Origin of the sequence: Luteimonas sp. RC10, from assembly GCF_014192745.1 — a bacterium.
In the GTDB taxonomy this organism is placed as follows: Bacteria; Pseudomonadota; Gammaproteobacteria; order Xanthomonadales; family Xanthomonadaceae; genus Luteimonas.
On the sequence record NZ_JACHYJ010000005.1, the window covers coordinates 293,746 to 317,829 of the forward strand.

Annotated in this window: 21 protein-coding genes; 10 read left to right on the forward strand and 11 right to left on the reverse strand. The window is 70.8% G+C overall.

Annotation, left to right across the window (positions count from 1 at the left end; genetic code table 11):
• The first annotated feature begins 77 nt into the window (after positions 1–77).
• Positions 78–698, forward strand: coding sequence for a glutathione S-transferase N-terminal domain-containing protein (locus FHW73_RS11145; protein WP_183426782.1), 621 nt, complete (start codon positions 78–80; stop codon positions 696–698).
• Between the two features lie 75 nt (positions 699–773).
• Positions 774–1,292: a ClpXP protease specificity-enhancing factor gene (locus FHW73_RS11150; protein ID WP_183426783.1), complete on the forward strand. Its 519-nt coding sequence runs from the start codon at positions 774–776 to the stop codon at positions 1,290–1,292.
• 527 nt (positions 1,293–1,819) lie between these two features.
• Here FHW73_RS11150 and FHW73_RS11155 read toward each other — a convergent pair.
• The 3 genes from FHW73_RS11155 to FHW73_RS11165 all read right to left on the reverse strand — a co-directional run bounded on the left by FHW73_RS11155 (position 1,820) and on the right by FHW73_RS11165 (position 3,532).
• Positions 1,820–2,152, reverse strand: a complete 333-nt coding sequence (locus FHW73_RS11155) for a DUF3301 domain-containing protein (RefSeq protein ID WP_183426784.1) — start codon at positions 2,150–2,152, stop codon at positions 1,820–1,822.
• Between the two features lie 116 nt (positions 2,153–2,268).
• Positions 2,269–3,147, reverse strand: coding sequence for a carboxylating nicotinate-nucleotide diphosphorylase (nadC, locus tag FHW73_RS11160; protein ID WP_183426785.1), 879 nt, complete (start codon positions 3,145–3,147; stop codon positions 2,269–2,271).
• Between the two features lie 103 nt (positions 3,148–3,250).
• Positions 3,251–3,532, reverse strand: coding sequence for a Trm112 family protein (locus FHW73_RS11165; protein ID WP_183426786.1), 282 nt, complete (start codon positions 3,530–3,532; stop codon positions 3,251–3,253).
• 496 nt (positions 3,533–4,028) lie between these two features.
• Here FHW73_RS11165 and purE point away from each other — a divergent pair, with 496 nt between their 5' ends.
• Together purE and FHW73_RS11175 are read left to right on the forward strand one after the other, a co-directional pair.
• Positions 4,029–4,493, forward strand: a complete 465-nt coding sequence (gene purE, locus FHW73_RS11170) for a 5-(carboxyamino)imidazole ribonucleotide mutase (RefSeq protein ID WP_255492934.1) — start codon at positions 4,029–4,031, stop codon at positions 4,491–4,493.
• A 31-nt stretch (positions 4,494–4,524) separates the two neighbouring features.
• Positions 4,525–5,679, forward strand: coding sequence for a 5-(carboxyamino)imidazole ribonucleotide synthase (locus FHW73_RS11175; RefSeq protein WP_183426788.1), 1,155 nt, complete (start codon positions 4,525–4,527; stop codon positions 5,677–5,679).
• Between the two features lie 50 nt (positions 5,680–5,729).
• On the opposite strand, the gene FHW73_RS11180 is transcribed toward FHW73_RS11175, so the two are convergent.
• From FHW73_RS11180 to FHW73_RS11215, 8 genes are all read right to left on the reverse strand, one after another.
• The gene (locus FHW73_RS11180; protein WP_183426789.1) at positions 5,730–6,203 is read right to left on the reverse strand and encodes a hypothetical protein; all 474 of its coding nucleotides are present in this window, start codon (positions 6,201–6,203) and stop codon (positions 5,730–5,732) included.
• A gap of 8 nt (positions 6,204–6,211) precedes the next feature.
• Positions 6,212–7,000, reverse strand: coding sequence for a heme ABC transporter ATP-binding protein (locus tag FHW73_RS11185; protein WP_345776178.1), 789 nt, complete (start codon positions 6,998–7,000; stop codon positions 6,212–6,214).
• Positions 6,997–8,067, reverse strand: coding sequence for an iron ABC transporter permease (locus FHW73_RS11190; RefSeq protein ID WP_183426790.1), 1,071 nt, complete (start codon positions 8,065–8,067; stop codon positions 6,997–6,999). The genes FHW73_RS11185 and FHW73_RS11190 overlap by 4 nt, the downstream gene beginning before the upstream one ends.
• Positions 8,064–9,116 carry an ABC transporter substrate-binding protein gene (locus FHW73_RS11195; RefSeq protein ID WP_183426791.1) on the reverse strand — a complete coding sequence of 351 codons (1,053 nt, stop codon included), beginning with the start codon at positions 9,114–9,116 and terminating at the stop codon, positions 8,064–8,066. The genes FHW73_RS11190 and FHW73_RS11195 overlap by 4 nt, the downstream gene beginning before the upstream one ends.
• A 166-nt stretch (positions 9,117–9,282) precedes the next feature.
• Positions 9,283–10,656, reverse strand: coding sequence for a YncE family protein (locus FHW73_RS11200; protein WP_183426792.1), 1,374 nt, complete (start codon positions 10,654–10,656; stop codon positions 9,283–9,285).
• Between the two features lie 151 nt (positions 10,657–10,807).
• Positions 10,808–11,845 carry an alpha/beta hydrolase-fold protein gene (locus FHW73_RS11205; RefSeq protein WP_183426793.1) on the reverse strand — a complete coding sequence of 346 codons (1,038 nt, stop codon included), beginning with the start codon at positions 11,843–11,845 and terminating at the stop codon, positions 10,808–10,810.
• A 19-nt stretch (positions 11,846–11,864) separates the two neighbouring features.
• On the reverse strand, positions 11,865–14,096 hold the full coding sequence (locus tag FHW73_RS11210; RefSeq protein WP_183426794.1) for a FepA family TonB-dependent siderophore receptor: 2,232 nt from the start codon (positions 14,094–14,096) through the stop codon (positions 11,865–11,867).
• Positions 14,097–14,221: 125 nt separating this feature from the next.
• Positions 14,222–16,282, reverse strand: coding sequence for a TonB-dependent receptor (locus FHW73_RS11215; RefSeq protein ID WP_183426795.1), 2,061 nt, complete (start codon positions 16,280–16,282; stop codon positions 14,222–14,224).
• Positions 16,283–16,538: 256 nt separating this feature from the next.
• Between FHW73_RS11215 and FHW73_RS11220 the strand changes: the two genes are divergently transcribed.
• The 6 genes from FHW73_RS11220 to FHW73_RS11245 all read left to right on the forward strand — a co-directional run.
• Positions 16,539–17,750 carry an MFS transporter gene (locus FHW73_RS11220; RefSeq protein ID WP_183426796.1) on the forward strand — a complete coding sequence of 404 codons (1,212 nt, stop codon included), beginning with the start codon at positions 16,539–16,541 and terminating at the stop codon, positions 17,748–17,750.
• Entirely contained in the window at positions 17,747–18,931 is a 1,185-nt protein-coding gene (locus FHW73_RS11225; RefSeq protein ID WP_183426797.1) for an isochorismate synthase, read from the forward strand. Before FHW73_RS11220 ends, FHW73_RS11225 begins: the two co-directional genes overlap by 4 nt.
• A gap of 16 nt (positions 18,932–18,947) precedes the next feature.
• The gene (locus FHW73_RS11230) at positions 18,948–20,594 is read left to right on the forward strand and encodes an AMP-binding protein (RefSeq protein WP_183426798.1); all 1,647 of its coding nucleotides are present in this window, start codon (positions 18,948–18,950) and stop codon (positions 20,592–20,594) included.
• Between the two features lie 532 nt (positions 20,595–21,126).
• Positions 21,127–21,762: an isochorismatase family protein gene (locus tag FHW73_RS11235; RefSeq protein WP_183426799.1), complete on the forward strand. Its 636-nt coding sequence runs from the start codon at positions 21,127–21,129 to the stop codon at positions 21,760–21,762.
• Positions 21,759–22,004, forward strand: a complete 246-nt coding sequence (locus FHW73_RS11240) for a phosphopantetheine-binding protein (RefSeq protein ID WP_183426800.1) — start codon at positions 21,759–21,761, stop codon at positions 22,002–22,004. The genes FHW73_RS11235 and FHW73_RS11240 overlap by 4 nt, the downstream gene beginning before the upstream one ends.
• The coding region (locus FHW73_RS11245; RefSeq protein WP_183426801.1) for a condensation domain-containing protein at positions 22,004–24,084 on the forward strand (2,081 nt) is incomplete at its 3' end. The genes FHW73_RS11240 and FHW73_RS11245, both read left to right, overlap by 1 nt.

Genomic DNA, 24,084 nt, shown 5'->3' on the forward strand with positions numbered 1-24,084 from the left:
TGCGAGGTGCAGGCGGCATCGCGAGGGCTGGCGGAGCCAGTCTTACGGACAGGCCGAAGCAGGCCACGGGTGCATCCATGCGAAACGTGTTGACACTGTTTTCCTCGGTCGATGATGTGCTGTGCCATCGGGCGCGGCTGGTGCTCGCGGCCAAGGGCGTCACCTACGACATGGTCGTGGTCGACCCGCGCAACCCGTCCGAGGACCTGATCGACCTCAATCCCTACCACTCGGTGCCGACCCTGGTCGAGCGCGAGCTGGTGCTCTACGCGGCCAGCGTGGTCAGCGAGTACCTCGACGAACGCTATCCGCATCCGCCGCTGATGCCGGTCGATCCGCTGTCGCGCGCGCGTCTGCGCCTGGCCATGCTGCGCATCGAGCACGACTGGGTGCCGCAGGTGCAGGCCATCCAGATGGGCAACAAGGCCCAGGCCGAAGCCGGCCGCAAGCGGCTCAAGGAATTGCTGACCGCCTCGGTGCCGCTGTTCAAGGCCAGCAAGTTCTTCCTCAATCCCGAAATGAGCCTGGCCGACTGCGCGATGGCGCCGATCGTCTGGCGTCTGCAGGCGCTGGAAATCCCGCTGCCCAAGGACGGCGTCAAGGCGATCGAGGACTACGGCAACCGCATCTTCCGCAGCCCCGGCTTCGTCCGCAGCCTGACGCCGCAGGAACGCGCGCTGCGCCCGCTGCCCGAGTGAGTGCGCTGCGACACCGGCCGCGTGCCGGCGCCGCATCGCTGCCCGCTGCCGTCACGAGCCGGTAGACTGTTGCGCATGACGGACCAAGCGCCTGCGATGACCAGCCACCGCCCGTACCTGCTGCGTGCGCTGTACGAGTGGATCGCCGACAACGGCATGACCCCCCATATCCTGGTCGATGCGCGCCGCGCCGGCGTGCGCGTGCCGGCGCATGCCGTGCAGGACGGGCGCGTCGTGCTCAACATCGCCGACCGGGCGGTGGCGCGGTTGGAAATGGACAACGACAGCGTGCGTTTTTCCGCGCGCTTTGGCGGCGTCAGCCAGTCGGTCGTGGTGCCGATCGCCGCGGTGCTGGCGGTCTACGCCCGCGAGACCGGGCAGGGCATGGCGCTGCCCGAGGACATCGTCGCGTCCGGCGATGCGCAGGACGCAGACGAGGCCCAGCTCGAGGATGCTCCCGCAACGCCGCCGACGCGACCGACCTTCGCGTCGGTGGACGGCGGCGCGCCGGATCGCGACGACGACACCGACGGTCCGCCGGACGACGACACCCCGCCCGAGCCGCGACGCGGGCATCTGCGGGTCATCAAGTAAGACGCGACACGCTGCTCGATTGGCCCCTTATATTCGGTCCTTCTCCCAAGTGTGGGACTGGACGTTCTGCTTCGGATGGGCCGCGGCTTGCCGGCCGGAAGCCACTCTCCCTTCGGTCAAGGCCGCTTCGCGGTCCGGCCACGCGAAGCACGCGTGGCGTTCGCATGGATGCGCGGCAGTGCCGCGCAGTCCATCCGTGCTCACCCTGCCTTGACTCGGGCGCGCGCCATCCTTGGCGCGCTTGACGCGGCCACCGTCCGCCAATCCGCTGCTCTGAATGCTTGCAACCCGATTTCGGGTAGACGCAAAGCCATTCAGCTGGACGAAGTTGCCCACTTTCGGCCTCAGTGCGTCGTGCCGGTCGGGGATTGCGATAGCGGACCAGGGATGGTCCGCGGCGGCGAGTCAGCCATGGATGGCTGACCGAGCCGGGGAGCAGTCTCCGGCCAGCGCGACGCGCGCTCCGAAGAGGGACGCCTTGAGCGGACGGAGGCAGGTCTCCCTGACTTTGGAGAAGTACCTTACGTTCAGTCCAGTGCCGCGGCGTCGCGGCGCGTCGGTCCACTGAACGCGACCAGCCGCTCGCCGCGCAGCACCAGTTGGCCGACATGGCGCTCGATGCCGTCCTCGGAATACTCGAAGCGGAAACTGCGCTCCACGCGCAGCCGCCCGCTGTCGTCGCGGCGCAGGCGCATCGCATAGGCGTGCACGCTCTGGTCGAGCCACTGCACGCCAGCGCGCTCGCAGGCCTGCCGGCCGAGCTGGCCGGCGCGCTCGGCCGCGCCCCGTGCCGCGCTCCACCACAAGAACGCGGCGAATGCGGCCAGCATCGCGAAGATCATCGTCGGGAAATCGGGCATGGGCGCAATGTGGCGGCGCGCGGCGGCGCATGCAAGTCACGCGCGGGCACGTGCGCCACGCAATCGGGGCGGGGCTGCGTTCGGGCACCGGTCCCGACAGGTCGGACCCGTTGTGGTCAGACGTCCTGGAGCTTGAGCGACAGGTCGATCGCCTGCACGTGCTTGGTCAGGGCGCCGATCGAGACATAGTCCACGCCGTCGGCGGCGATCGCGCGCAGGGCGTCGAGGTCGACGCTGCCCGAGACCTCCAGCGGAATGCGGCCGTCGAATGGCGCGGCATGCGCGATGGCGACGGCCTCGCGTCGCATCGCCACGTCGAAGTCGTCGATCAGGATGCGCGTGCAGCCGGCGGCGAGTGCTTCGCGCAATTCGTCGAGCGTTTCGACCTCGACCACCAGCGGCAGGCCCGGCGCCCGGGCATGCGCGTCGGCGATCGCCGCGGCGATGCCGCCAGCGGCGCGGATGTGGTTCTCCTTGAGCATCACCGTGTCGTAGAGCCCGATGCGGTGATTCTCGCCGCCGCCAACGCGCACTGCGTACTTCTGCGCCAGGCGCAGGCCCGGCAGCGTCTTGCGGGTGTCGAGCAGGCGGGTGCCCGTGCCGGCCAGCGCCGCGACATGCTGCGCGGTGGCGGTGGCCGTCGCGCTCAAGGTCTGCAGGAAGTTCAGCGAGGTGCGCTCGGCAGACACCAGGGCGCGGCTGCGGCCGACGAGGGTGGCGAGCACGGTGCCGGCGGTGACGCGGTCGCCCTCGGCGACGTGCCAGTCGATCCGCACGTCCGAGTCGAGCGCGCGATGGCAGGCGTCGAACCATGGCCGGCCGCAGATCACCGCGTCCTGCTTGCACAGCAACTTGGCGGTGGCCGCGCGGTCGGGCAGCAGGGCTGCGGTCACATCGCCCGTGCCCAGATCCTCGGCCAGCGCCGTCGCAACGCTGGCGGCGACTGCGTCCGGGTCTGGCGGGGCGAGGCGGGGCGGGGCAGGGCGCTGGGTCATGCGTGTCGTCCGATGGCGGGCCGGTCGTGGCGCGGGGAGTTCGGGGCGTGCGGCCGGGCCAGGGGCGGCCGGGCGGCCGATCACGCCGCAGGCGCCCGCATCATCAGGCGCGCGCGCCGTCCTTCGGAAAGTCGGCGACCTGTCCGGTGGCGATGCCTTCCTCGACCAGCAGCACCGGAATGCCGTCGTCGACGCGGTAGACGCGCTTGCGATCATGGGTGATCAACGCCTCGCGCAGCGGCTGGTTCTGCGCGGTGCCGTCCTCGCGCTGCACCGTGCCGGCGGCGATCGCGGCATTGAGCGCATCCAGGCCGGGGCGGTCGAGCAGCGACAGCGGCTGGCGGCTGGCGGGGCAGACGAGGATGTCGAGCAACTTGCGGTCCATGGGGCAGGGTCCGGGCGTTTTCAGGAATCGCGGAAGCGTACCACCTCGCATCACGGACGCCGGGCCAGCAGCAGGCACAGCCCCTTCAAACGGGCGCCTTCTCCCGGCCGTCGAATCCGTCGTGACCCAAGCCGTTTGGCCAATGTCCTCAACGAAAAGCCGGGATCAGAGTGCAGTTCCGCCTTGCGAAATTGCACTCTGACCCCGGTTCTTGGACAGCGGTGCGGCATGCGGACGTCACGCGTGCTTCGCGTGGTCGGATCGCGACGCGGCCTCGACCGAGGGACAGCGGCTTCCGGCTGGCAGGCGGCTGCCCATCCGAAGTGGCCGGCCATTTCCCGCACAACCATTCCCGCACATGGGAGAAGAACCTCTAAAATGCCCGTTTGAGGCCGGAGCCCGCGCAATGTCAGCCAACGACCACAGCAGCACGTCCGCCAACGCCGCGTCAGGCGACCGGGCCGTGACCGGCAGGGCGCCGGTCGTGGGCATCGTGATGGGGTCGCGTTCGGACTGGGAGACGATGCAGCACGCGGCGCAGAAGCTCGAGCAGCTCGGCGTCGCGCACGAAGTGCGCGTGGTCTCCGCGCACCGCACGCCGGATGTGCTGTTCGATTACGCCGCCTCGGCGCGGTCGCGCGGCCTGCGCGCGATCATTGCCGGCGCTGGCGGTGCCGCGCACCTGCCGGGCATGCTCGCCGCCAAGACCGCGGTCCCGGTGCTCGGGGTGCCGGTGCAGTCCAAGGCCTTCAACGGCCTCGATTCATTGCTGTCGATCGTGCAGATGCCGGCCGGGGTCCCGGTCGCGACGTTCGCGATCGGCAATGCCGGCGCGGCCAACGCTGCGCTGTTCGCCGCGGCGATGCTGGCCGCCGACGACGCGGCGGTCGCGCACGCGTTGGATGCGTTCCGGCAGCGGCAGACCGAAGAGGTCGCCGCCAATGACGATCCGCGTCGATGAGCGCGGTTGAAGCGACGGAGCACGTGCAGGCATGACGACGGTCGGGATTCTGGGTGGCGGGCAGCTGGCGCGCATGCTGGCCTTGGCGGGCCATCCGTTGGGACTGAATTTCCTCGTGCTCGACGGCGCCGCCGACGCCTGCGCTGGCCAATGCGCACCGCTGCTGCTGGGCGGCTACGACGATCCGGCAGCATTGGCCGACCTGGCCGCGCGGGTGGACGTGGCGACGTTCGATTTCGAGAACGTGCCTGCCGATGGCGCGCGGCGGCTCGCCGCCGATGTGCCGGTGTTCCCCAATCCCGATGCGTTGGCGCTGAGCCAGGACCGGCTGGCCGAGAAGACGCTGTTCCGAGAACTCGGCATTCCGGTGCCGGATTTCGCCGATATCGTCACCCGCGCCGACCTCGACGCTGCGGTCGCGCGTCTGGGCATGCCCTGCATCCTCAAGACGCGGCGGCTGGGCTACGACGGCAAGGGCCAGTTCCGGATCCGCGAGACGGCCGACATCGATGCCGCCTGGGATGCGCTCGGTGCGCAGGCGCAGGCGACCGGCCTGATCCTCGAGGGCTTCGTCGCGTTCGAGCGCGAGCTCAGCGTGGTCGCGGTGCGCGGGCGCGACGGCACGTTCCGCACCTGGCCGCTGACCGAGAACCGCCACGTCGATGGCGTGCTGTCGACCAGCCTGGCGCCGGCGGTCGCCGACGCGGGGACGGTGCGCACCGCGACCGCGCATGCGCGCGCGATCGCCGAACGGCTGGACTACGTCGGCGTGTTCGCGCTGGAACTGTTCTGCCGCGGCGACGAATTGCTCGCCAACGAGCTCGCGCCGCGCGTGCACAACTCCGGGCACTGGACGATCGAAGGCGCCGAGACCTCGCAGTTCGAGAACCATCTGCGCGCCGTGCTCGGCCTGCCGCTGGGCGAGACCGCGCCGCGGGGCGTGTCGTGCATGCTCAACTGGCTCGGCGCGATGCCCGACGCCGCCGCCGCGCTGGCCGTGCCCGGCGTGCACTGGCACGACTACGGCAAGCAGCCGCGCGAGGGTCGCAAGGTCGGCCATGCGACCGTCCGCGCCGATGATGCGCAGACGCTGGCCCAGCGCCTGACGGCGCTGGGCGAGGCCTTGGGCCGGCAATCGCAGGTCGCGCCGGTCGTCGCGCGGCTGGGCGCGCTCACCGCCGCGTGATCTCCGCTTTCTCTGTTGCGTAAGGCGATCAGGCGGCGCGCCGCACGCCGTCAGTCACGCGACGACGGCGCCTGCGCGCTGCGGTCGGGCCGCGCCACCGCCCAGAAGCTGGCCGCCACCAGCGCCCAGCACAGGCCGAACGAGAGCGGCACCACCGGTCGCTCGACGAGGGTCTGGAACAGGTAGGCGATCGCGTAGCCCCAGCCGTAGCCGAGGAAGCCGGCGACGTGGATGACCGCCCACAGCACCAGCGCCATGGCGAACCACACCACCACGTAGGACGACAGCGTGCTGCGCCCGAGCCTGCGCAGCGCCGCGTGGACCGGCAGCCCGATCAGCAGCATCGCGACGTAGCCAAGTGCCAGTCCGATGGCGGCGCCGAGCGCGAGCCGCTGGCCGCGGTTGAGCTCGGACAGGATCGCGTCGGAGATCGGAAAGGACACCCGGACGTAGGCGATCGCGAAGACGGTCGCCCACACCGGCGCGATCGCGGCGGCGGCCAACGTGCGTTTCCATGCCCCCATGCGGCGACTCATCTGGGATCGTCGCTGACCACCAGCGGCACGCCGCGGGTCGGGTGCTCGAGCACCAGCACCGGCTGCCGGTACACCCGCTCGATGGTCTCGCGGGTCAGCACCTCGCGCGGGCTGCCATCGGCGGCGACGCGGCCGTGCTGCAGCATGACGATGCGGTCGGCATGGCCGGCGGCGAGGTTGAGGTCGTGCAGCACGACGATCACGCAGGCACCGTCGTCGGCCAACTGACGCGCGGTCCGCAGCACCGCCTCCTGATGCTGCAGGTCGAGCGCGGCGGTGGGCTCGTCGAGGAACACCACCGGCGTGGTCTGCGCGAGGACGCGCGCGAATGCGGTACGCGAGGCTTCACCGCCCGAGAGCGTCTGCACGTCACGGCCGGCGAGGTGGACGATGTCGGCGGTGGCCATCGCCGCCTCGGCGATGCGCGTGTCCTCGGCCGGCGCGGGCGGGTGCGGCAGTCGCCCCATCGCGACGACCTCGCGCACGCTGAAGGCGAAACGCACCGCATGGTCCTGCGGCAGCACGCTGCGCTCGCGTGCCAGCGCGCGTGCCTTCCAGTCGCGCAGCGGTGCGCCCGCGAGCCGGACGTGGCCCGTTGCCGGCACCAGGTCGCCGGAGGCCACGGCCAGCAGGGTCGACTTGCCGGCGCCATTGGGACCGACGAGCGCGGTCAGCGTGCCGCGCGCGAAGCGCAGATCGACGTCGTCGAGGATCGCGCGTCCGTCGATGCGCACGCTCGCACGCTCGATTGCCAGCACGTCCTGGGTGGCATCGGCTGTGCTCACGCGCCGCCCCGCTTGCGGCCGCGCAGCACCAGCCACAGGAAGAACGGCGCGCCGAGCGCGGCGGAGAACAGGCCCAGCGGGATCTCCGACGGCGGATCGAGGCTGCGTGCGGCGGTGTCGGCCAGCACCACCAGCAGGCCGCCGGTCGCGCCCGACAACGGCAGCAACCAGCGATGGCCGGGGCCGGCGAGCAGGCGCACGAAATGCGGCACGACCAGGCCGACGAAGCCGACCACGCCGGCGAATGCGACCGCCGAGCCGACCAGCAGCGCGCAGACCGCGACCAGCAGCGCGCGCGTGCGACGCACATCCAGGCCGATGTGCTGGGCCTGGCGTTCGCCCAGCGCGAGCATGTCCAACGGGGTCGCCAGGCGCGTCAGTGCGATCGCGCCGATCGCGAACGCCGGCACCGCGGCCAGCAGGTCGGCCCAGTCGGCCATTGCCAGCGAGCCCATCTGCCAGAACACCAGCGACTGCAGCTCGTCGCTGCGCGCGATGTAGGTGAAGAACCCGATCGCCGCCGAGCAGCCCGCGGCGATCGCGATGCCTACCAGCAGCAGCGTCGCGGTGCCGCCGCCGCGGTCGGGACGGGCGAGCAGATAGATCAGCGTGGTCGTCACCGCGCCACCGGCGAACGCGGCGACCGGAATCGTCCAGGCGCCGAACACGGTGGCGCCGAGCACGATTGCCGCGACTGCGCCGAGCGCGGCGCCGTGGGTCACGCCGACGATGCCCGGGTCAGCCAGCGGGTTGCCGAACAGGCCCTGCAGCCCGGCGCCGGCCATGGCCAGCGAGGCGCCGACGATGACCGCCAGCAATGCGCGCGGCACGCGCAGGTTCCAGACCACCGAGATGTCGCGCTGAGTCAGCGTGCCGGCATCGGCCAGGCCCAGCTGGTGGGCAATCACGTGCATCACATCGCCCGGCGGGATCCGCAGCGGGCCGACGCCGAACGACAGCACGATCACCAGCGCCAGCAGTGCGAGCATGCCGACGAACAACAGGCCGCCGGGCGGCCGCCTGACCTGGCCGGTGCGCCGCGACGTCGCGCGGCCGTCGGCACTCATGCGCCAGGCTGGGCGTCGAGCTCGGCGGCCAGTTCGGCCAGCGCGGTCGCCAACGCCAGTGCGCCGGTGCCGCTGGCGACGCTGGTCGCCTTGAGCTGCAGGTCGGGCATCACCCAGACGCGGTTGGCGATGCCCGCCGGCGTCTGCCGCAGAGTCGGGTAGGCCTTCCACAGGCCGTCGGGTCCGCCGAACACGCGCAGGTCGTCCTCGCTGACCAGGATCACTTCAGGATCGGCGGCGATGATGCCTTCGTTGCTCAGCTGCGAGTAGTTGGCCACGCGGGCCTCATCGCCGACGTTGATGCCGCCGGCCAGGCGGATGACATCGGCCGCCGCGGTGTCGGCGCCACCGACAGTGGGCGCGCCACCGCCGCCGGTGGCCGAGACATGGATCACCCGCGGGCGGCGGGTGTGGCGCGCGGCGATGGCGGCAGCCTCGTCGAGCTGGGCCTGCACGCGCGCGGCCAGGTGCTCGCCCTCGTCGGCGTGGCCGAAGGCGGCGGCGATCTTGCGCACCTTGTCCGGGGCCGGCTGCAGTTCGTCGACGATGATCATCGCGTGGCCGGCATCGCGCAGCGGCTGGGCGAGCTTGCCGTGCCGGCGCAGGCTGTTGCCGACGAACAGGGTGCCATCGAGGCTCAGCACGCCCTCGACACCGGTGGTGCGGTTGAACAGGAAATGGTGGGGCGCCTTGCGCCCGGTCTCGGTCACGCTGTTGACCGGCGCGGCGAACACCTGGTCCGACAGGCCGAGCGCGTCCATGACCATGACGATGTCGTCGTTGCCGACGATCGTGCGGCTGGTATCGGAAATGGTGACCTCGACGCCGTCGTCGGAGCGGACGGTCGTCGGCAGGTCCTGGGTCGAGCGCGGGATCTGTGGCACGTCGGTGCCGGCGACCCGGCGCCAGCCATCGGGCAGCGCCGTGTCGGCGGCGGTCTGCGGGGTGGCGATCGTGGTGTCGTCGCCGTTGCGGGCGCAGCCGGCGAGGGCGCAGGCGAGGCTGGCGGCCAGCAGGGCCGCATGGCGGATCGTGACGCGCTGGAACATCGGCCTGTCACCTTGTCGAATCGGATGAAGACGCCGCGGCCGGATGGAGCCGGCCGCGGCGCATGTGGATTTTAGCCGGTATCACCCATCACGCGGCTGCGCGCCGCGTACGGTGTCCGCGCCACCGACGTGGCGCGGCACCGGCATTGACATGCCGCCTGGGCGATCAGCGGGCCTTGGGGGCGATCCGACGGATGTGGTCGCCCTTCGGGTCCTCGGCGCCGCGCGCCTTGTTGACCGAGTAGACGACGCCGTTGGCGCCCTTGCTGACGTGGTTGGGGAAGCTGCCGCCGTCGAAGTTCGCCACGACCTGACCGTTGTCGTCGACCACGGTGATCGTGTCGGCGCCGCGGTTGACGACGTAGGCCAGGCGCTGGGTCGGCTCGTAGGACACGTTCAACGCACCGGCACCGACGTAGACGTCGTGGTCGATCGTGCCGGTCTGCGGATCGACGATCAGCAGGTTGTCGCTGCCCTGCGACACCACCAGCAGGCGCTGGCCGACCGGGTTCCAGGCCACGCCGATCGCGCTGCGCGCATTGACCAGCGGCACCACCTTCTCCACCGCGTTGCTGGCGGTGTCGATGACCGCGGCCTCGGGCGTGGACATGCTGGCGGTGTAGAGCTTGCCGGTCGCCACATCCAGATCGAGGCTGGTCGGGGCGAAGGATTCGCCGCGCACGCCGGACTCGATGACGATATTGTCGAGCTGGGTCAGTTGCTTGGCGTCGAACACCGAAATGAAGTTCTCACCCGAGGCGGTGGCGTAGACGCGGCCGCGCTGGGTGTCGACGACGACGTCGCGCGCATGCGGCACGGCGCCGACCGGGAACTGCTTGACCAGCGACAGGTCGGACTGGCGGTAGACGGCGACGGTGTCCTGGCGGGTGTTGGTGACCCAGACGTGGCCGTTGGCGTCATCGACGCCGACGCCGTACACGGCGAACACGCCGCCGGCCGGCGCTGCGCCGGGCGTGGCGCTCGCCACGACCTGCAGCGACTGCGGGTCAACCTTCTGCAGCGCCGAGACAGTGACCGGCGGGCGGCCGACCGCGCTGGTCACGAACAGCGCGTCGTTCTTCGCGCTGTAGGCCACCTGGTACAGGCCCGGCGCGAGCTTGGCGCTGCGCACGTCGAAGCGCGCTTCACCCGATACCGGCAACTGCTGCGAGACCTTCAGCTCGAAGATCGAGGCTGCATCCGGGCCGCTGGTGCGCACGACCACCGGATGCACGCCAACAGCCGCATCGGCCGGGATCGCGACCCGACCCTTGAAGGCGCCCTGGGCGTCGGCGACGAACGGCTGCGCGTTGAGCACGGTCTCGCCGCGCAGCAGGGTGACCTGCTGGCCGGGCTTGAAGCCGCTGCCGTTGAGCTCGACCTCGCTGCCCGGCAGCACGACCTGGCTGGCGGCGCGGACGTTGCCCTTGAAATCGGTATCGGGCTGGCTGAACACCTGGGCGCCGGCGAGGCCGGTCACGGCCGAAAGTGCAAGGGCGAGGGCGGCCAGCCGCAGGCCGCGGGAAGGCAAGGTTGTCATGACGGACTCCTGGAGCGCTGAAAGAACCGGCGGAACGTGCAGCCGGAGGAAGGGAAACACGGTGGCTGGGACGTCGGGCGTCGTGGCGATGGCGGACGCCGGCAGGGCCGGGGTCCGGGTCGGGCGGGGCGCGGCGGCGGCCGCGCCGGGATCATCGGGCCGGGTCCACGCCATCGGCATGGCTCGGGGTGTCGCTGTGGTCGGCGATGCCGGCGATGGCGTGCAATGTCCACATCAGCGAGGCCCGGAACATCGGGCCGTGGGTCAACGCGGGAAACTCGCGGTAGCTCACCTGCAGGCCGTCGACGCCGGACAGGCGTTCGGCGAGGCGGTGCGCTGCGTCCGGCGGCGCGGCCTCGATGCGACGCAGGTGGACCTGGACGCGCGGATCCGACAGGTCGCGGTGCGCAACCTGCCGCGTGCGCTCGCCTTCGCCCAACCCGATCAGCACGCGTGCGTGGCGGCCGGCATTGTTGGCCACAAAGCGCTGCTCGGGCGCGCCCAGCAGCGCGCCATCGCCCCACCACAGCGACGGGCTGCCTGCGGCATAGGTGTCGAACGCCCCGATGCGTGTGTACAGCGCATGCAGCGTGAATAGGCCGGCCAGCGAGTGGCCCCACAGCGTCTGCCGCGCCGGGTCGGTCTGCACCCGGCGGGCGACCTCGGGTCGGATCGTGCGTTCGAGGGTCTCGAGCATCGCGTCGGCACCACCGCCACCGACGATCGTGCCGCCGCTGCGCACCGGCCGTTCGCCTTCGAACGGGGTGTAGTCGCGCGTGCGCGCTTCCGAATCGATCCGCAGGTCATTGGGATAGCCGACGAACACCAGCGCATGCGGCACCGGCTGCGCGGCGAGTTCGGCCAGCAGCGCATCGTCGAATTCGACCAGCGCGGCATTGCCGTCGAGCATCCACAGCGCCGGATAGCCGGTGGCCGGTGCCGGCGCCTTCGGCACTGCGACGTGCACGCGCCAGCGGCGCTGGCCGTCGGGGCTGGTGACGTCGAAGCGCTCGAAGGCGTAGTGGGGCGAGGCGTGGTCGGCGACGGTCTGGCCGATCGCGCGTGTGGGATCGCGCTGCTGCGCGGCCGCGGTCGAGGGCACGGCCTGCAGCGCGAGCAGCAGGCCGGCGGCCGCGGCCAGCGTCGCCAGGTGGATCGGGCGGTGGGTCGTGGGGCGGCGGCTGTGCATGGGCGTGCGCATCGAGGGCTCAGAACCCGATGTTGGTGCTGACGAACCAGGCGCGTCCAGGCTCGTTGTAGGTATAGGCACCGGCGCCCTGGATCTCGTTGGGCGTGCCGAGGTTGACGCCCGAGGCGTTGCCGCGGCGGAAGATGCGCTTGTCGAGCAGGTTGTCGACGCCCAGCGTGACGCTGACCCGATCGGTGATGCGGTAGCGCCCGCTCAGGCCCACGAGTGCGTAGGGCGGCATGCGGTCGGCGGCGCTGCCGGTGACCGGGCGGCCCTGGTAGTCGAGGCGCTGCGGCACCTGCTCGCCGTAGAACGTGGCCTTGGCCAGCAGCGACAGGCGCGCGCTGGCCTGCCAGTCGAACGCGGTGTTGATCGTGTACTCGGGAATCGTCGACAGCGCGTCGCCGGTGCTGCGGTTCTTCGAGGTGAGCATCCAGGTCACGTTGGTGTTCCAGCGCAACGCCTCGGCCAGCGGCAGTTCCACGCTGCCCTCCAGACCCTCGATCACCGCCTTGGGGATGTTGTCCCAGCGGAACACGTCGACGTTGCCGACGCGATCGATCGCGACGTGGCCGGCCTCGACCTTGTCGCGGTAGTCGTTGCGGAACCAGGTCAGGCCAGCCTGCACGCGGCCGTCGGCGAACTGCACGCCCAGTTCCTTGTTGACGCTGGTCTCGGCGTCGAGCGCGTCGTTGCCGACCAGAAAGCACGGGCCGCCGCCGCCCCAACAGCCGATGCCCGCGCTGTAGAGCGCGTAGCCGGCGTTGCTCTGGTAGAGATTGGGCGCCTTGTAGGCGCGGGCGATGCCGGCGCGCAGCGTCCAGGACGGCAGGAACGCGAACGCGGCGCTGACCGCCGGGCTGAGGTTTCCGCCCAACTGGTCATGGTGGTCGTAGCGCAGCGTCGGGGTCACGGTCAGCGCGTCGCCGATGTAGAGGTTGTCCTCGACGAACACCGAGGCGATGCGCGCATCGCTGCGGCCGTTCCATTGGGTCGGCGGCACCGGCACGTTCGGCTGCGGATTGCGGTCCTTCAGGCCGGAGGCGTTGTCCTCGAGCCGGCTGTCGACCCACTCGGCGCCGACCGTCAGCACGTGGTCGACGCTGTCGCCGGTGATCGTGTGGTTGACTTCGCCATGCAGGGTGAGCGTGCGCAGGTCGATGTCGCCGAAGCCGCCATTGACGATGAAGATGCCCTCGGTACCGCCGGCCAGACCCTCGAGCAGCCGCGTGTTGCGAGTCTTCTCGACGGCGGCATAGGCCAGTGAGCGGGTGGCCTGGCCATACTCGCCGCGATGGCTGACATCGAAGGTCCTGCGGTAGAGCCGGTTGGTCTCCGCATCGATCCACTTGAGCACTTCGGGATTGCGGTTGGTGTTCTGGGTGTCGCCGGCATAGAGGTTGCCCTGGCGACTGAACCCGGCGCCCACGTCGATGCGGTGGCCGGGCAGCACGTCCCACAGCAGCTTGGCCGAGGCGTTGCGGTTGCGTACGCCCTCGCGCCCGGCGGGGAAGGTGCCGGCATTGGTACCGCTGCGCTGCGATGCATGGTCGCGATTGATGTCGAAGGCGTCGGACTCGGCCTTGCCGGCGCTGCCCGACAGGCGGAACGACAGCCGGTCCGACAGCGGCCCGCTCATCTGCAGGCCGGCGCGCTGGCTGCCGCCATCGACGCCGTGGGTGGGCACCAGCCCGTAGACATTCAGCGAACCGCCGAACTGCGGGCCCGGTGCGCGAGTGACGATGTTGACCACGCCGCCGGCCGCACCGCTGCCGTAGCGCGCTGCCGCCGGGCCGCGCAGCACCTCGATGCGCTCGATCTGTTCGGGCGGCACCCAGCCGGTATCGCCGCGCGAGTCACGCTCGCCGCGCCAGCCGTAGCGCACCGAGTTGCGGCTCGAGACCGGGATGCCGTCGACCAGGATCAGGGTGTTCTCCGGCCCCATGCCGCGGATGTCGATCTGGCGGTTGTTGCCGCGCTGGCCGCTGGTCGAATTGCCGGTCAGGTTGACGCCGGGCAGCGTACGCAGGAACTCGGCGATGTCGTTGCGCGGCGGCTGACGCTCGATGTCGTCGGCGAGTACGGTGGACGCGCCCAGCGCCTGGCGTGCGATCTGCTCGGCGGTGACCCGCACGGTGTCGAGCGTCGTCGCATCCTCCGGCGTCTGGGCCAGGGCCGTGAGCGGCAGCAATGCAGCGATGGCGCTGGTCAACAGCGCGGGACGGAGAGGCAGGCGGGGGCGAACGGGCATGGGGGATCCGGGACGGCGCAGGACGAGGCGCGTGAAGGTCTCGTTATTTTAGGGTTTATGAGATTGATTCTCAATCTTGAGTCGCCGCGCGCGGGTCGGCAGGTGCCCCGCGCGCGGCATCTCGGTCAGAAACGCGCGGTGGCCCCCACGAACCAGGTCCGGCCGCCGGCGTCGTAGTTGCTGCCGTCTTCCAGGGTCGATTCGTCGGTCAGGTTGCGCACGCCCGCGCGCAACGTCAGGTGGGCATTGACGTCGAAGCCGCTGATCAGATCCCAGGTGGTGTAGGCCTTGGCGAAGGTCGGGCTGGTCGCCGAGATCAACTGCTCGCCGACATGCTGCGCGCTCAGCGACAGCGCCCAGGCGTCGTCGATGCGCCAGTCCAGCGAGGTATAGGCCGTGAGCTTGGGCACGACCAGCAGGTTGGCGCCGGTGGTGCGGTTCTTGGACTCGAGCATCCGGGTGGCATTGGTGGACCAGGTCAGGCGCTCGTGCAGCGGCACCACGATGCTGGCCTCGACGCCGCGGGTGCGCGCCTCCTGGATGTTCTGCGCGACCGTCCACCAGAACCCGTTGACATAGCTGCTGTCGAAGCCGGGCAGGCTGCTGAGCGGCATCTGCTCGATCTTGTCCTCGAAGTCGGTGTGGAAGTACGTCGCCGCGAGCGACCAGCCGCCGCGATCGAAGCCGGCGCCGATCTCGTAGTTCGTGCTCGTTTCCGGCTCGAGATTGGGGTTGCCGGCCATGTAGCAGCCGATCGTGCCGTCGGCGTTGGGCCGGTAGGTCGGCGAGGTGGTGTCGCCCGTCCAGCCTTCGACGACGAGGCTGCGGCAGCCGTTGCCGCCGGACTGGGTCGCCGCGCCGGCCGAACCCTGCTTGAGATTGGGGGCGCGGAAGCCGCGCGAGACGCCGCCGCGGACCGTCCAGTCGCGCGAGGGATGCCAGACTGCATAGACGCGGGGGCTCAGGTTGTCGTCGTAGTTCTCGGTGTTGTCCCAGCGCAGGCCCAGCGTCAGCGTCAGGTTCTCGCGCAGCGACAGATGGTCCTCGACGAACAGGGCCCAGGCGTCGGCCTCGTTCTTCGGGCTGATCCGGCCGCTGCCGGTCCAGGTCACCGGCACGGTGCCGATCGTGTCGAGGTTCTGCAATTCCTCGCGCTTCCACTGTCCGCCGACGTTGAGCGCGTGCGGGATGCCCCAGTCGAAGCCCGTATTGAATACGGCGTCGAGTACGGTCTCCTGGGAATGGTTGCCGACTGCGCTGCCCTCGTCCTCGTACTCGTTCTGGACCAGCGTGATCTTGGAGGTCGAGGCGTCGCTATAGCGGCCATCGTGGGTGACCACGTAGCCGGTGTGCACCAGCTTCGACAGGCCCCAGGCACTGACCGCCTCGCCACCCACGTTGCGCTGCACGCCGCGCGAGGCCTCCAGGCCGATGGTGTGGTCGTCGTTGATGCGCCAGTTGAGCAGGGCGTTGGCATTCTCGGATTTGCTGCCGGGGGTCCGGGCGAAGCCCGCGCCGGTATCGGCATCGCGATCGGTGAGGTTGGCACCGACGCGCAGGCCCAGACGGTCGGTCAGCGGGCCGCTGAACTGGGCGCCGAGCTGGATGATGTCGCCGCGCGCGTCGTCGCTGGGGCGGCTGTAGTTGTAGGTCGCCGTGCCGCCCCATTCGGGCGCGATCTTGCGGGTGATGATGTTGATCACGCCGCCCATCGCCTCGGAGCCGTACAGCGACGACATCGGGCCGCGCACGACCTCGATGCGCTCGATCATGTCCGGCGACAGCCAGTTCAGATCCTGCGGGCCCAGGTCGTCGCGGTAGTTCACACCCGCCGAATTGCCCTGGCGGCGTCCGTCGATGAGGATCAGCGTGTACTGCTCGGGCAAGCCGCGCAGCCGGATCTTGGACTGCGCGCCCGACAGCGCGTAACCGCCCGTCACGCCCGGGATCGTGCTGAGCAACTGCCCGAGGCTGCTGACCGGTTTGCGCTCGATCTCCTCGCGCGTGACCACGCTGATGCTCGCCGGGGCGTCGCGGATCCACTGCTGCACGCCGGTCGCGGTGACCACGACGGTATCGAAGTCGGTCGCCGTCGATGCCGGCGAAGCGGGCTGGGCAGCGGCGGGGGACGCCAGAACGAGCGCGACCACGGCCGCGAGCGGAGAGAGGGCGAGACAGCGAGACATGGGAACTCCGAGAAAGATCGGGGTAGGGCGGGGGGTCTGGCAGACGGCCGGCGTCGGCATGCGCAGACAGGAATATGAATGATACTTGTTTGCGAACGATTCTCAACAACCTGGTCGGCTATGGATTGCAAATGAGAGTTGGTATCATTTGGCGGCGTCGTGCCGCCCCGCTCCGGGCGTTGCCGGCCGGCGCGGGATGACGGATCCGTCGTTCCTGGCCCCGTCGCCGGCCCGGCCGGCGAATCGAGATGTGTGCATGTCCGCTGTTCCCGCGTCCTCTCCTCGCGTGCCCGGCCTGTCGGCGCTGGTGTTCACCGCGTTCGCCGGGACGATGGCGATGATGGCGTTCGTTGCCGTCGTCGGCCCGGTCGTGCGGCTGCTGGGGCTGGCGGAGTGGCATGCCGGCCTGTCGGTGACCGCTGCCGGCGTGCTGTGGATGCTGTCGGCGCGCCGCTGGGGCGCGCTGAGCGATCGCATCGGGCGCCGACGCGTCCTGCTTGCAGGCCTGGTCGGCTATGCCCTGGTCTACATCGCGATGGCGGTGTTCGTCGATCTGGCATTGCGGCATCCGCCGGCGGTGCTGCTGTCAGTCCTTGCGCTGGTCGCCACGCGCGCATTGGTCGGACTGTTCTATGCGGCGGTGCCGCCGACCGCCGCGGCACTGGTCGCCGACGCGGTGCCGGCGGGGGGCCGCGGTGCGGTGATGGCGCGGCTGGGCAGCGCCAACGCGCTCGGCATGGTGCTCGGTCCCGCGGCGGCCGGCTGGATCGCCTACCGCGACATCGCGCTGACGCTGTATCTGGCCGCGGCGTTGCCGCTGCTGTCACTGCTGGTGCTGTGGTGGCGGCTGCCCGACACGCCGGCTGCGCCGGCGCCACGGTCGGGCCCACGCCCGACGATGGCGGTGGCCGATCGCCGCCTGCGCCTGCCGGTCTACGCGGTGTTCGCGGCGATGGTCTCGGTGACGATCGCGCAGGTCGTGGTCGGCTTCTTCGCGATCGACCGGCTGGACCTGTCTCCGACCGACGGCGCGCGCGCGGCCGGGCTGTCGCTGACCGCGGTCGGCCTGGGCCTGATGTGTGCCCAGGCGCTGGTGATGCGGCTGCGCGCGGTGCCGCCGGCGCGCTGGATCGCGATCGGCGCCCTGATTTCGGCGACGGGCTTCGCCTCGTCGGCGCTGGTGGCCGTGCAATGGCAGTTGTTGCTGGCCTATGGCGTGGCGGCCTTCGGTATGGGGTTCGTGTTCCCGTCGTTCCAGGCGCTGGCCGCCGATTCGGTCGAGGCGCACGAACAGGGCGCGGCCGCCGGCACCATCGCCTCGGTCCAGGGACTGGGCATGGTCGTCGGCCCGCTGCTGGGTACGCTGCTTTACCGCGTCTCGCCCAGCGCGCCGTATCTGCTGATCGGTGTCGTGCTGGTGGTGCTGTCGGTGGCTGCGGCACTGCACCCGCGCGAGGCGCTGCGATGACCGAGGCAGCCTTCATGGCAGGGCCCGAGACGATTGTCGGCGACGGCGATCCGATTGCGGCATCGATCTGGTTCCGCTTGCACGGGCCATCACGACAGATCGCCGCAGAAGGCCGGCGCGCATCGTTGCCTGCGGGGCCGACATCGACGCTCGGCGCCCGGGTGGCTGCGTTCTTCGCACAGAATCGCGACGGGCCGGCGGTGCTGGTCGGGGCGCTGCCGTTCGACCCGCACGGCGACGATGCGCTGTACCAGCCTGGACACCTGACGACGGCCGACGACACTGCGGCAGGGGCGGCCTGGCCGCCACCGCTGCGTGGCCATGTGGCCGAGCCGGCCGCCAATGCCTATGCGATGGCGGTCGCGCGCTGTCTCGAGCACCTGCAGCAGGCGGGCGCCACCGCGCCGCTGCGCAAGGTCGTGCTCGCCCGCAGCCTGCGGATCGATGCCGCCTCCAGGATCGATCCGCTGGCGCTGGCCTCGCGCCTGGGCGCCGATGCCAGCGTGACCACATATGTGGCACCGCTGCCGGTGGCCGCGGGTGAGGCGCCGGCCTGGCTGGTCGGGGCCACCCCCGAACTGCTGGTCTCGCGCCGAGGCCTGGAGGTGGTCTCGCATCCGTTGGCCGGCTCGGCGCGCCGCGCGCGCGACCCGGCCAAGGACACGCGCGCGGCGCAGGCGCTGCTGGCCTCGGCCAAGGACCACGACGAGCATCGGCATGTGGTCGAGGCGATCGTCGACACGCTCGCGCCACTGTGCAGCCGGCTGCAGGCACCGTCGATGCCGTCTCTGCATGCGACCGCGACGATGTGGCACCTAGGCACGCGGATCGTCGGCACCTTGAAGGATCCGTTGCTGTCCTCGGCCGCGCTGGCCGGCCTGCTGCATCCCACGCCAGCGGTCTGCGGCACGCCGCGCGAGGCCGCGCTGGCGGCGATCCGCGCGCTCGAGCCGGTGGACCGGGGGTTCTACGCGGGCGCGGTAGGCTGGACCGATGCGCAGGGCGATGGCGACTGGTACGTGTCGATCCGCTGCGCGCGTGTGCAGGGCCGCACGATGCGTCTGTTCGCCGGTGCGGGTATCGTGGCCGGCTCGCAGCCGGCGCTCGAGGTCGACGAGACCGCGGCCAAGTTCCGCGCGCTGCTCGATGCATTGGACATCGACGACGTGCGCGCTGCCTGATTCGATCGAGGATGCCATGAGCGACACTTCCGCCCCGCAGCGTCTGCCGCTGCGCCAGGTCTGGCCCGAGACGCAGGCCGCGCACTACCGCGCGGCCGGTTACTGGCGCGGCGAGACCTTTCCCGGTTTCCTGCGCGTGCGTGCGGCGGCGCATCCCGATGCGATCGCCGTGGTCGGTGGCGCGGTGCGCTGGACCTACGCGCAGTTGTGGGCCGAGGCCGAGCGCATCGCCGCCGGCTTGCTGGCCCAAGGCCTGGCGCCGGGCGATCGGGTGGTCGTGCAGTTGGGCAACGTGCCCGAGTTCATCGCGATGGTGTGCGCACTGTTCCGCGCGCAACTAGTGCCGGTGTATGCGTTGCCGGCGCACCGGCTGACCGAAGTCGCGCATTTCGCGCGCAAGGCCGAGGCCAGCGCCTACGTCTGCGCGGAGAAGTACGAAGGCTTCGATTACCGCACACTGGCGCGTGAGTTGCAGCGCGAGGTGCCGGCGGTGCGCCACGTGTATGTGGTCGGTGACGGTGCGGAATTCGTGTCGGTCGCCGCGCTCGACGGCGATCGTGCCGCGCTGCCGGGCGATCCCGATCCGCAGTCGGTCGCGTTCCTGCAGATCTCCGGCGGCAGCACCGGGCTGTCGAAGCTGATCCCGCGCACGCACGACGATTACATCTACAGTTTCCGCGCCAGCAACGATATCTGCGGCATCGATCGCGACAGCGTGTATCTGGTCGCGCTGCCGGCTGCGCACAATTTCCCGATGAGCTCGCCTGGATTCTTCGGGGCGCTGTACGCCGGCGCGCGGGTGGTGCTGAGCCCAGGACCGGGCCCGGACGTGGCGTTTCCGCTGATCGCGCGCGAGCGCGTGACCTGTGTCGGTCTGGTGCCGCCACTGGCGCTGCTGTGGGCCGATGCGGCCGGCAAGACCGCGCACGATCTGTCGAGTCTGCGGGTGGTGCAGGTCGGCGGCGCCAAGCTGGTGCCCGAAGCAGCGCGACGGGTGATCGCGGGGCTGGGCTGCACGCTGCAGCAGGTGTTCGGCATGGCCGAGGGCCTGGTCAATTACACCCGGCTCGACGATCCGCACGAGGTCGTGATCCAGACGCAGGGGCGGCCGATCAGTCCCGACGACGAGGTGTTGATCGTCGATGATCACGGCGCGCCGGTGCCGGAGGGCGGTACGGGGCATCTGCTCACGCGCGGTCCGTACACGATCCGCGCGTATCACAATGATCCGGCGGCGAATGCGCGGTCGTTCACCGATGATGGGTGGTATCGCACGGGCGATATGGTCCTGCGGACGGCCGAGGGCAATCTGGTGGTGCAGGGGCGGGCGACCGATCACATCAATCGGGCGGGCGAGAAGATTTCGGCCGAGGAGATCGAGGATCATCTGCTTGCGCATCCGCAGGTGTTCGATGCGGCGGTGGTGTCGATTCCGGATGATTTCCTCGGTGAGCGCAGTTGTGCGTTCGTGATTCCGGGTGAGGTGCGGCCGCGGCCTGCCGAGTTGAAGGCTTGGGTGCGTGGGCGGGGGTTGGCGGGGTTCAAGGTGCCCGATCAGATTGTGTTCGTCGATGCGTTCGGTACGACGGCGGTGGGCAAGGTCAGCCGGCGTGAGTTGCGTGCGCAGTTGCGGGCGCGGTTTCTTGCGGAGCAGGGCGCGTGACCGGCGCGCGCATCGCCGTTGGTGCGCTTGGCGCGGTGACTGGTCGCCCGTTCGCGGTTGCCGCGTTAGTGGGGCATCGGCCTGCTGGCCGGCAGCCGCTTGTCCCTCGGTCAGGGCGTCGTGCCCTGACTCGGGTGCACACCATTTCTGGCGCGCTTGGTGTGGCGACAGGTTGCTTGTCCGCGGTTGCTGCGTTAGTGGGGCATCGGCCTGCTGGCCGGCAGCCGCTTGTCCCTCGGTCAGGGCATCCTGCCCTGACTCGGGCGCGCGCGCCCTCCGCTTCGCGGAGCGGTCCGGCCCGGCGCAGCACGCCGGGCGTTCGCCCGCTCGCGCGGCCTGCGCCGCGCAGGCAGAGCGGGCTCACCCCTGGCGCGCTTGGCGCGGCCACCGGCTACCCGTCCGCTGCCGGCGGCGTTTCGATCGTGCCTCCGGTGAGCGCGGCACTGTCTTGCGGAGCCGATTGCGTGGCGTCTGCGAATGAGGCGAGTGCCGGGCGTGCGATCACGACTGCAGATGGATTGAGCGAGTAGACATGGGCCTTCCGACGATTCCTGCGTACCCGTTGCCGACGGCGGCCGAGCTGCCGGCGGCGCGTGGGCCGTGGCAGCCCGAGACGGGGCGTCTTGCGTTGCTGGTGCACGACATGCAGCGCTATTTCCTGGCGGCCTACGAGGCGCAGGCGGCGCCGATCGCGCCGGCGATCGTGCACATCGCGCGGTTGCTGGCGCATGCGCGCAGTCGGGGCATTCCGGTGGTCTACACCGCGCAGCGCGGCAATCAGGATCGGCGCGATCGGGGCCTGCAGGCCGATCTGTGGGGTCCGGGTATGCGTGCGGTGCCCGAGCACGAGGCGATCGTCGATGCGCTGGCGCCGGCGGATGGCGACCATGTGCTGGTCAAGCATCGTTACAGCGCGTTCCAGCGCAGCAACCTGGAGACGTTGATGCGGGCGCGTGGTCGCGACCAGGTGCTGATCACGGGCGTCTACGCGCATATCGGCGTGCTGTCGACGGCGACCGAGGCGTTCCAGCGCGACATCCAGACGTTCGTCGCTGCTGATGCCGTTGCCGATTTCACCCGCGCCGACCATGACATGGCGCTGCATTGGATTGCGCGCACCTGCGGCGTGCCGCTGACTACCGATCGGATTCTGGAGCTGTTGCGATGAGCGATCCCCTGACCCTGGCGCGCATGCGTGCCGACATCGCCCGGCAGTTGGGCGAGGCGCCCGAGGACATCGGCGATGACGACAATCTGATGGATCTGGGCCTGGACTCGATGCGCGTGCTCGGCCTGGTGATGAAGTGGGGCGAGTCCGGCCTGCCGCTGGAGTTCTCGCATCTGGCCGAGCACACCACGCTGGCTGGCTGGTGGCGTGTGGTGCAGGACCTGCAGCAGAAGCGCGTCTGATGGCCAAGGCGGTGGAGGTGTCCGCGTTGCCGGTCGTCGGCGATTGGCCGCTGACCCAGGCGCAGTCGGGTCTGTGGTATGCGCAGCGGTTGGCGCCGGACAATCCAGCGTTCAATACCGCGCATGCGCTGTGGATCGATGGCCCGCTGGACGTGGACGCATTCGTGCGCGCGGCCGAGCAGGCCGCGGCTGAGGCGCCGGCGCTGTCGCTGCGCATGCGCGATACCGCCGATGGCCCGCGGATGGGCATCGATCCCGAGCATCTGCCGCCATTGGAGGTCGTCGATCTGTCGCACATGGACGCGCCCGAGCGGGCTGCGCGGGCGGCGATGGCGCGCGACCGCGATACGCCGGTCGACCCGACGCGCGACCGGCTGGCGCTGCAACGGCTGTACGCGCTCGGCGATCAGCGTTTCGTCTGGTATCTGCGTGTGCACCACCTGGCGACCGACGGCTACGGGATGGCGCTGCTGACCGAGCGTGTGCTGGCCCTGTACGGGGCTGCTTGCGGCGGGGCTGATGCGAGCGCGCCGTTTGCGGCGCTCGAGGGCGTGATCGCCGAGGACGCGACCTACGCCGCCTCGGACAAAAGCCGGCAGGACGCCGCCTACTGGCGCCAGACGCTCGCTGGCATGCCAGCGGTCTCCGGCCTGGGCGCAGGCTTCGCGCCGGCCGCGCATGGCTGTCATCGCCTGAGCGTCGGCCTCGATGCGGCGTTGCGCGCCGACCTGCTCGCGCTTGCGCAGCGGCTCGAACAGCCCTGGCCGGATGTGCTGACCGCGCTGGCGGCCGAGTACTGCCGGCGCATGGCCGGACAGGTCGAAGCGGTGGTTGGGGTGCCGTATATGGGCCGGCTGGGCAGCGCGAGTGCGCGGGTGCCGGCGATGGTCATGAACGTGCTGCCGTTGCGCGTGCCGGCGATGTCCGGTGCCTCGCTGGCCGACTTCGTGCAGGCGACTGCGCGCGCACTGGTGCGCGGCCGACGCCACGGCCGTTACCGCGGTGAGCAGTTGCGCCGCGATCTCGGCCTGATCGGCGGACAGCGCCGGCTGCATGGCCCGCTGGTCAACGTGCAGCCGTTCTACCGCCCGCCGCGTGCGCATGGCGCGCAGGTGCGGCTGGAGATCCTGGGAACCGGACCGATCGACGATGTGACGATCGGCTTCCGTGGCGACGGGGCGACCGCGCTCGAGCTTGAGTTCGAAGCCAATCCGGTGCTGTACAGCGCCGACGCCATCGCCGCGCACGCGCAGCGGCTGCAGGCGTTTCTCGCCGCGGCCTGCATGGCCGACGGCATCGACGACATCCCGTTGGCGACACCGGACGAGGCGCGGCGCGCGCTGGTGGACTTCAACGCGACCGACCATCCGCTGCCCGACACCACGCTGGCCGCATTGATCGAGGCGACGATGGCGGCAACGCCGGATGCGCCGGCGCTGGCGTTCGGCGACATCACGCTGAGCTACGCCCAGCTCGACCACCGCACCCGCGCGCTGGCGCGCGCACTGCAGGCACGCGGGCTCGGCCGTGACAGCGTCGTCGCCGTCGCATTGCCGCGTTCGTTGGAACTCGTGATCGCACTGGTCGCAGTGCTGCGCGCCGGCGGCGCCTACCTGCCGCTCGACCTCGCGCATCCTGACGACCGGCTTGCCCGCATCCTGCGCTCGGCCCAGCCGCTCTGCGTACTGGCCACGCACGACACCGCGGACCGCTGGCCCAGCGGCGTGCCGCTGTTCGCGCCGGACGACTGGCCTGTGGCCAGCGCGGCAGAGATCGAGCCCTCCCCCGCGGGCGGGGGAGGGTTGGGTGGGGGCGGACGTCCCGACGCGCCCGGCCCCCACCCGTCGCCTACGGCGCCGACCTCCCCCGCAGGCGGGGGAGGTGGGGCTTCCCGGTTGATGGCGACGACCGCAGCGATCGAGTCCTCCCCCGCGAGCGGGGGAGGGTTGGGTGGGGGCGAGCGCCGCGACGCGCCCGGGGCCCCCCCCCCCCCCCCCCCCCCCCCCCCCCCCCCCCGCGGGGGGGGGGGGGGGGGCCCGCACGCCGCCCCCCCCCCCCCCCGGCGCCCACGCCCCGCCGG

Bases quoted from the DNA above. Each gene is read 5' to 3' on its own strand.
- FHW73_RS11180 (WP_183426789.1), bottom strand. From the start codon at position 6,203: ATGGGGGCATGGAAACGCACGTTGGCCGCCGCCGCGATCGCGCCGGTG.
- FHW73_RS11240 (WP_183426800.1), top strand. From the start codon at position 21,759: ATGAGCGATCCCCTGACCCTGGCGCGCATGCGTGCCGACATCGCCCGG.
- FHW73_RS11200 (WP_183426792.1), bottom strand. From the start codon at position 10,656: ATGACAACCTTGCCTTCCCGCGGCCTGCGGCTGGCCGCCCTCGCCCTT.
- FHW73_RS11225 (WP_183426797.1), top strand. From the start codon at position 17,747: ATGACCGAGGCAGCCTTCATGGCAGGGCCCGAGACGATTGTCGGCGAC.
- FHW73_RS11235 (WP_183426799.1), top strand. From the start codon at position 21,127: ATGGGCCTTCCGACGATTCCTGCGTACCCGTTGCCGACGGCGGCCGAG.
- FHW73_RS11215 (WP_183426795.1), bottom strand. From the start codon at position 16,282: ATGTCTCGCTGTCTCGCCCTCTCTCCGCTCGCGGCCGTGGTCGCGCTC.
- FHW73_RS11210 (WP_183426794.1), bottom strand. From the start codon at position 14,096: ATGCCCGTTCGCCCCCGCCTGCCTCTCCGTCCCGCGCTGTTGACCAGC.
- FHW73_RS11145 (WP_183426782.1), top strand. From the start codon at position 78: ATGCGAAACGTGTTGACACTGTTTTCCTCGGTCGATGATGTGCTGTGC.
- FHW73_RS11165 (WP_183426786.1), bottom strand. From the start codon at position 3,532: ATGGACCGCAAGTTGCTCGACATCCTCGTCTGCCCCGCCAGCCGCCAG.
- FHW73_RS11195 (WP_183426791.1), bottom strand. From the start codon at position 9,116: ATGTTCCAGCGCGTCACGATCCGCCATGCGGCCCTGCTGGCCGCCAGC.
- purE (WP_255492934.1), top strand. From the start codon at position 4,029: ATGGGGTCGCGTTCGGACTGGGAGACGATGCAGCACGCGGCGCAGAAG.
- FHW73_RS11220 (WP_183426796.1), top strand. From the start codon at position 16,539: ATGTCCGCTGTTCCCGCGTCCTCTCCTCGCGTGCCCGGCCTGTCGGCG.
- nadC (WP_183426785.1), bottom strand. From the start codon at position 3,147: ATGACCCAGCGCCCTGCCCCGCCCCGCCTCGCCCCGCCAGACCCGGAC.
- FHW73_RS11175 (WP_183426788.1), top strand. From the start codon at position 4,525: ATGACGACGGTCGGGATTCTGGGTGGCGGGCAGCTGGCGCGCATGCTG.
- FHW73_RS11205 (WP_183426793.1), bottom strand. From the start codon at position 11,845: ATGCACAGCCGCCGCCCCACGACCCACCGCCCGATCCACCTGGCGACG.
- FHW73_RS11230 (WP_183426798.1), top strand. From the start codon at position 18,948: ATGAGCGACACTTCCGCCCCGCAGCGTCTGCCGCTGCGCCAGGTCTGG.
- FHW73_RS11190 (WP_183426790.1), bottom strand. From the start codon at position 8,067: ATGAGTGCCGACGGCCGCGCGACGTCGCGGCGCACCGGCCAGGTCAGG.
- FHW73_RS11150 (WP_183426783.1), top strand. From the start codon at position 774: ATGACGGACCAAGCGCCTGCGATGACCAGCCACCGCCCGTACCTGCTG.
- FHW73_RS11155 (WP_183426784.1), bottom strand. From the start codon at position 2,152: ATGCCCGATTTCCCGACGATGATCTTCGCGATGCTGGCCGCATTCGCC.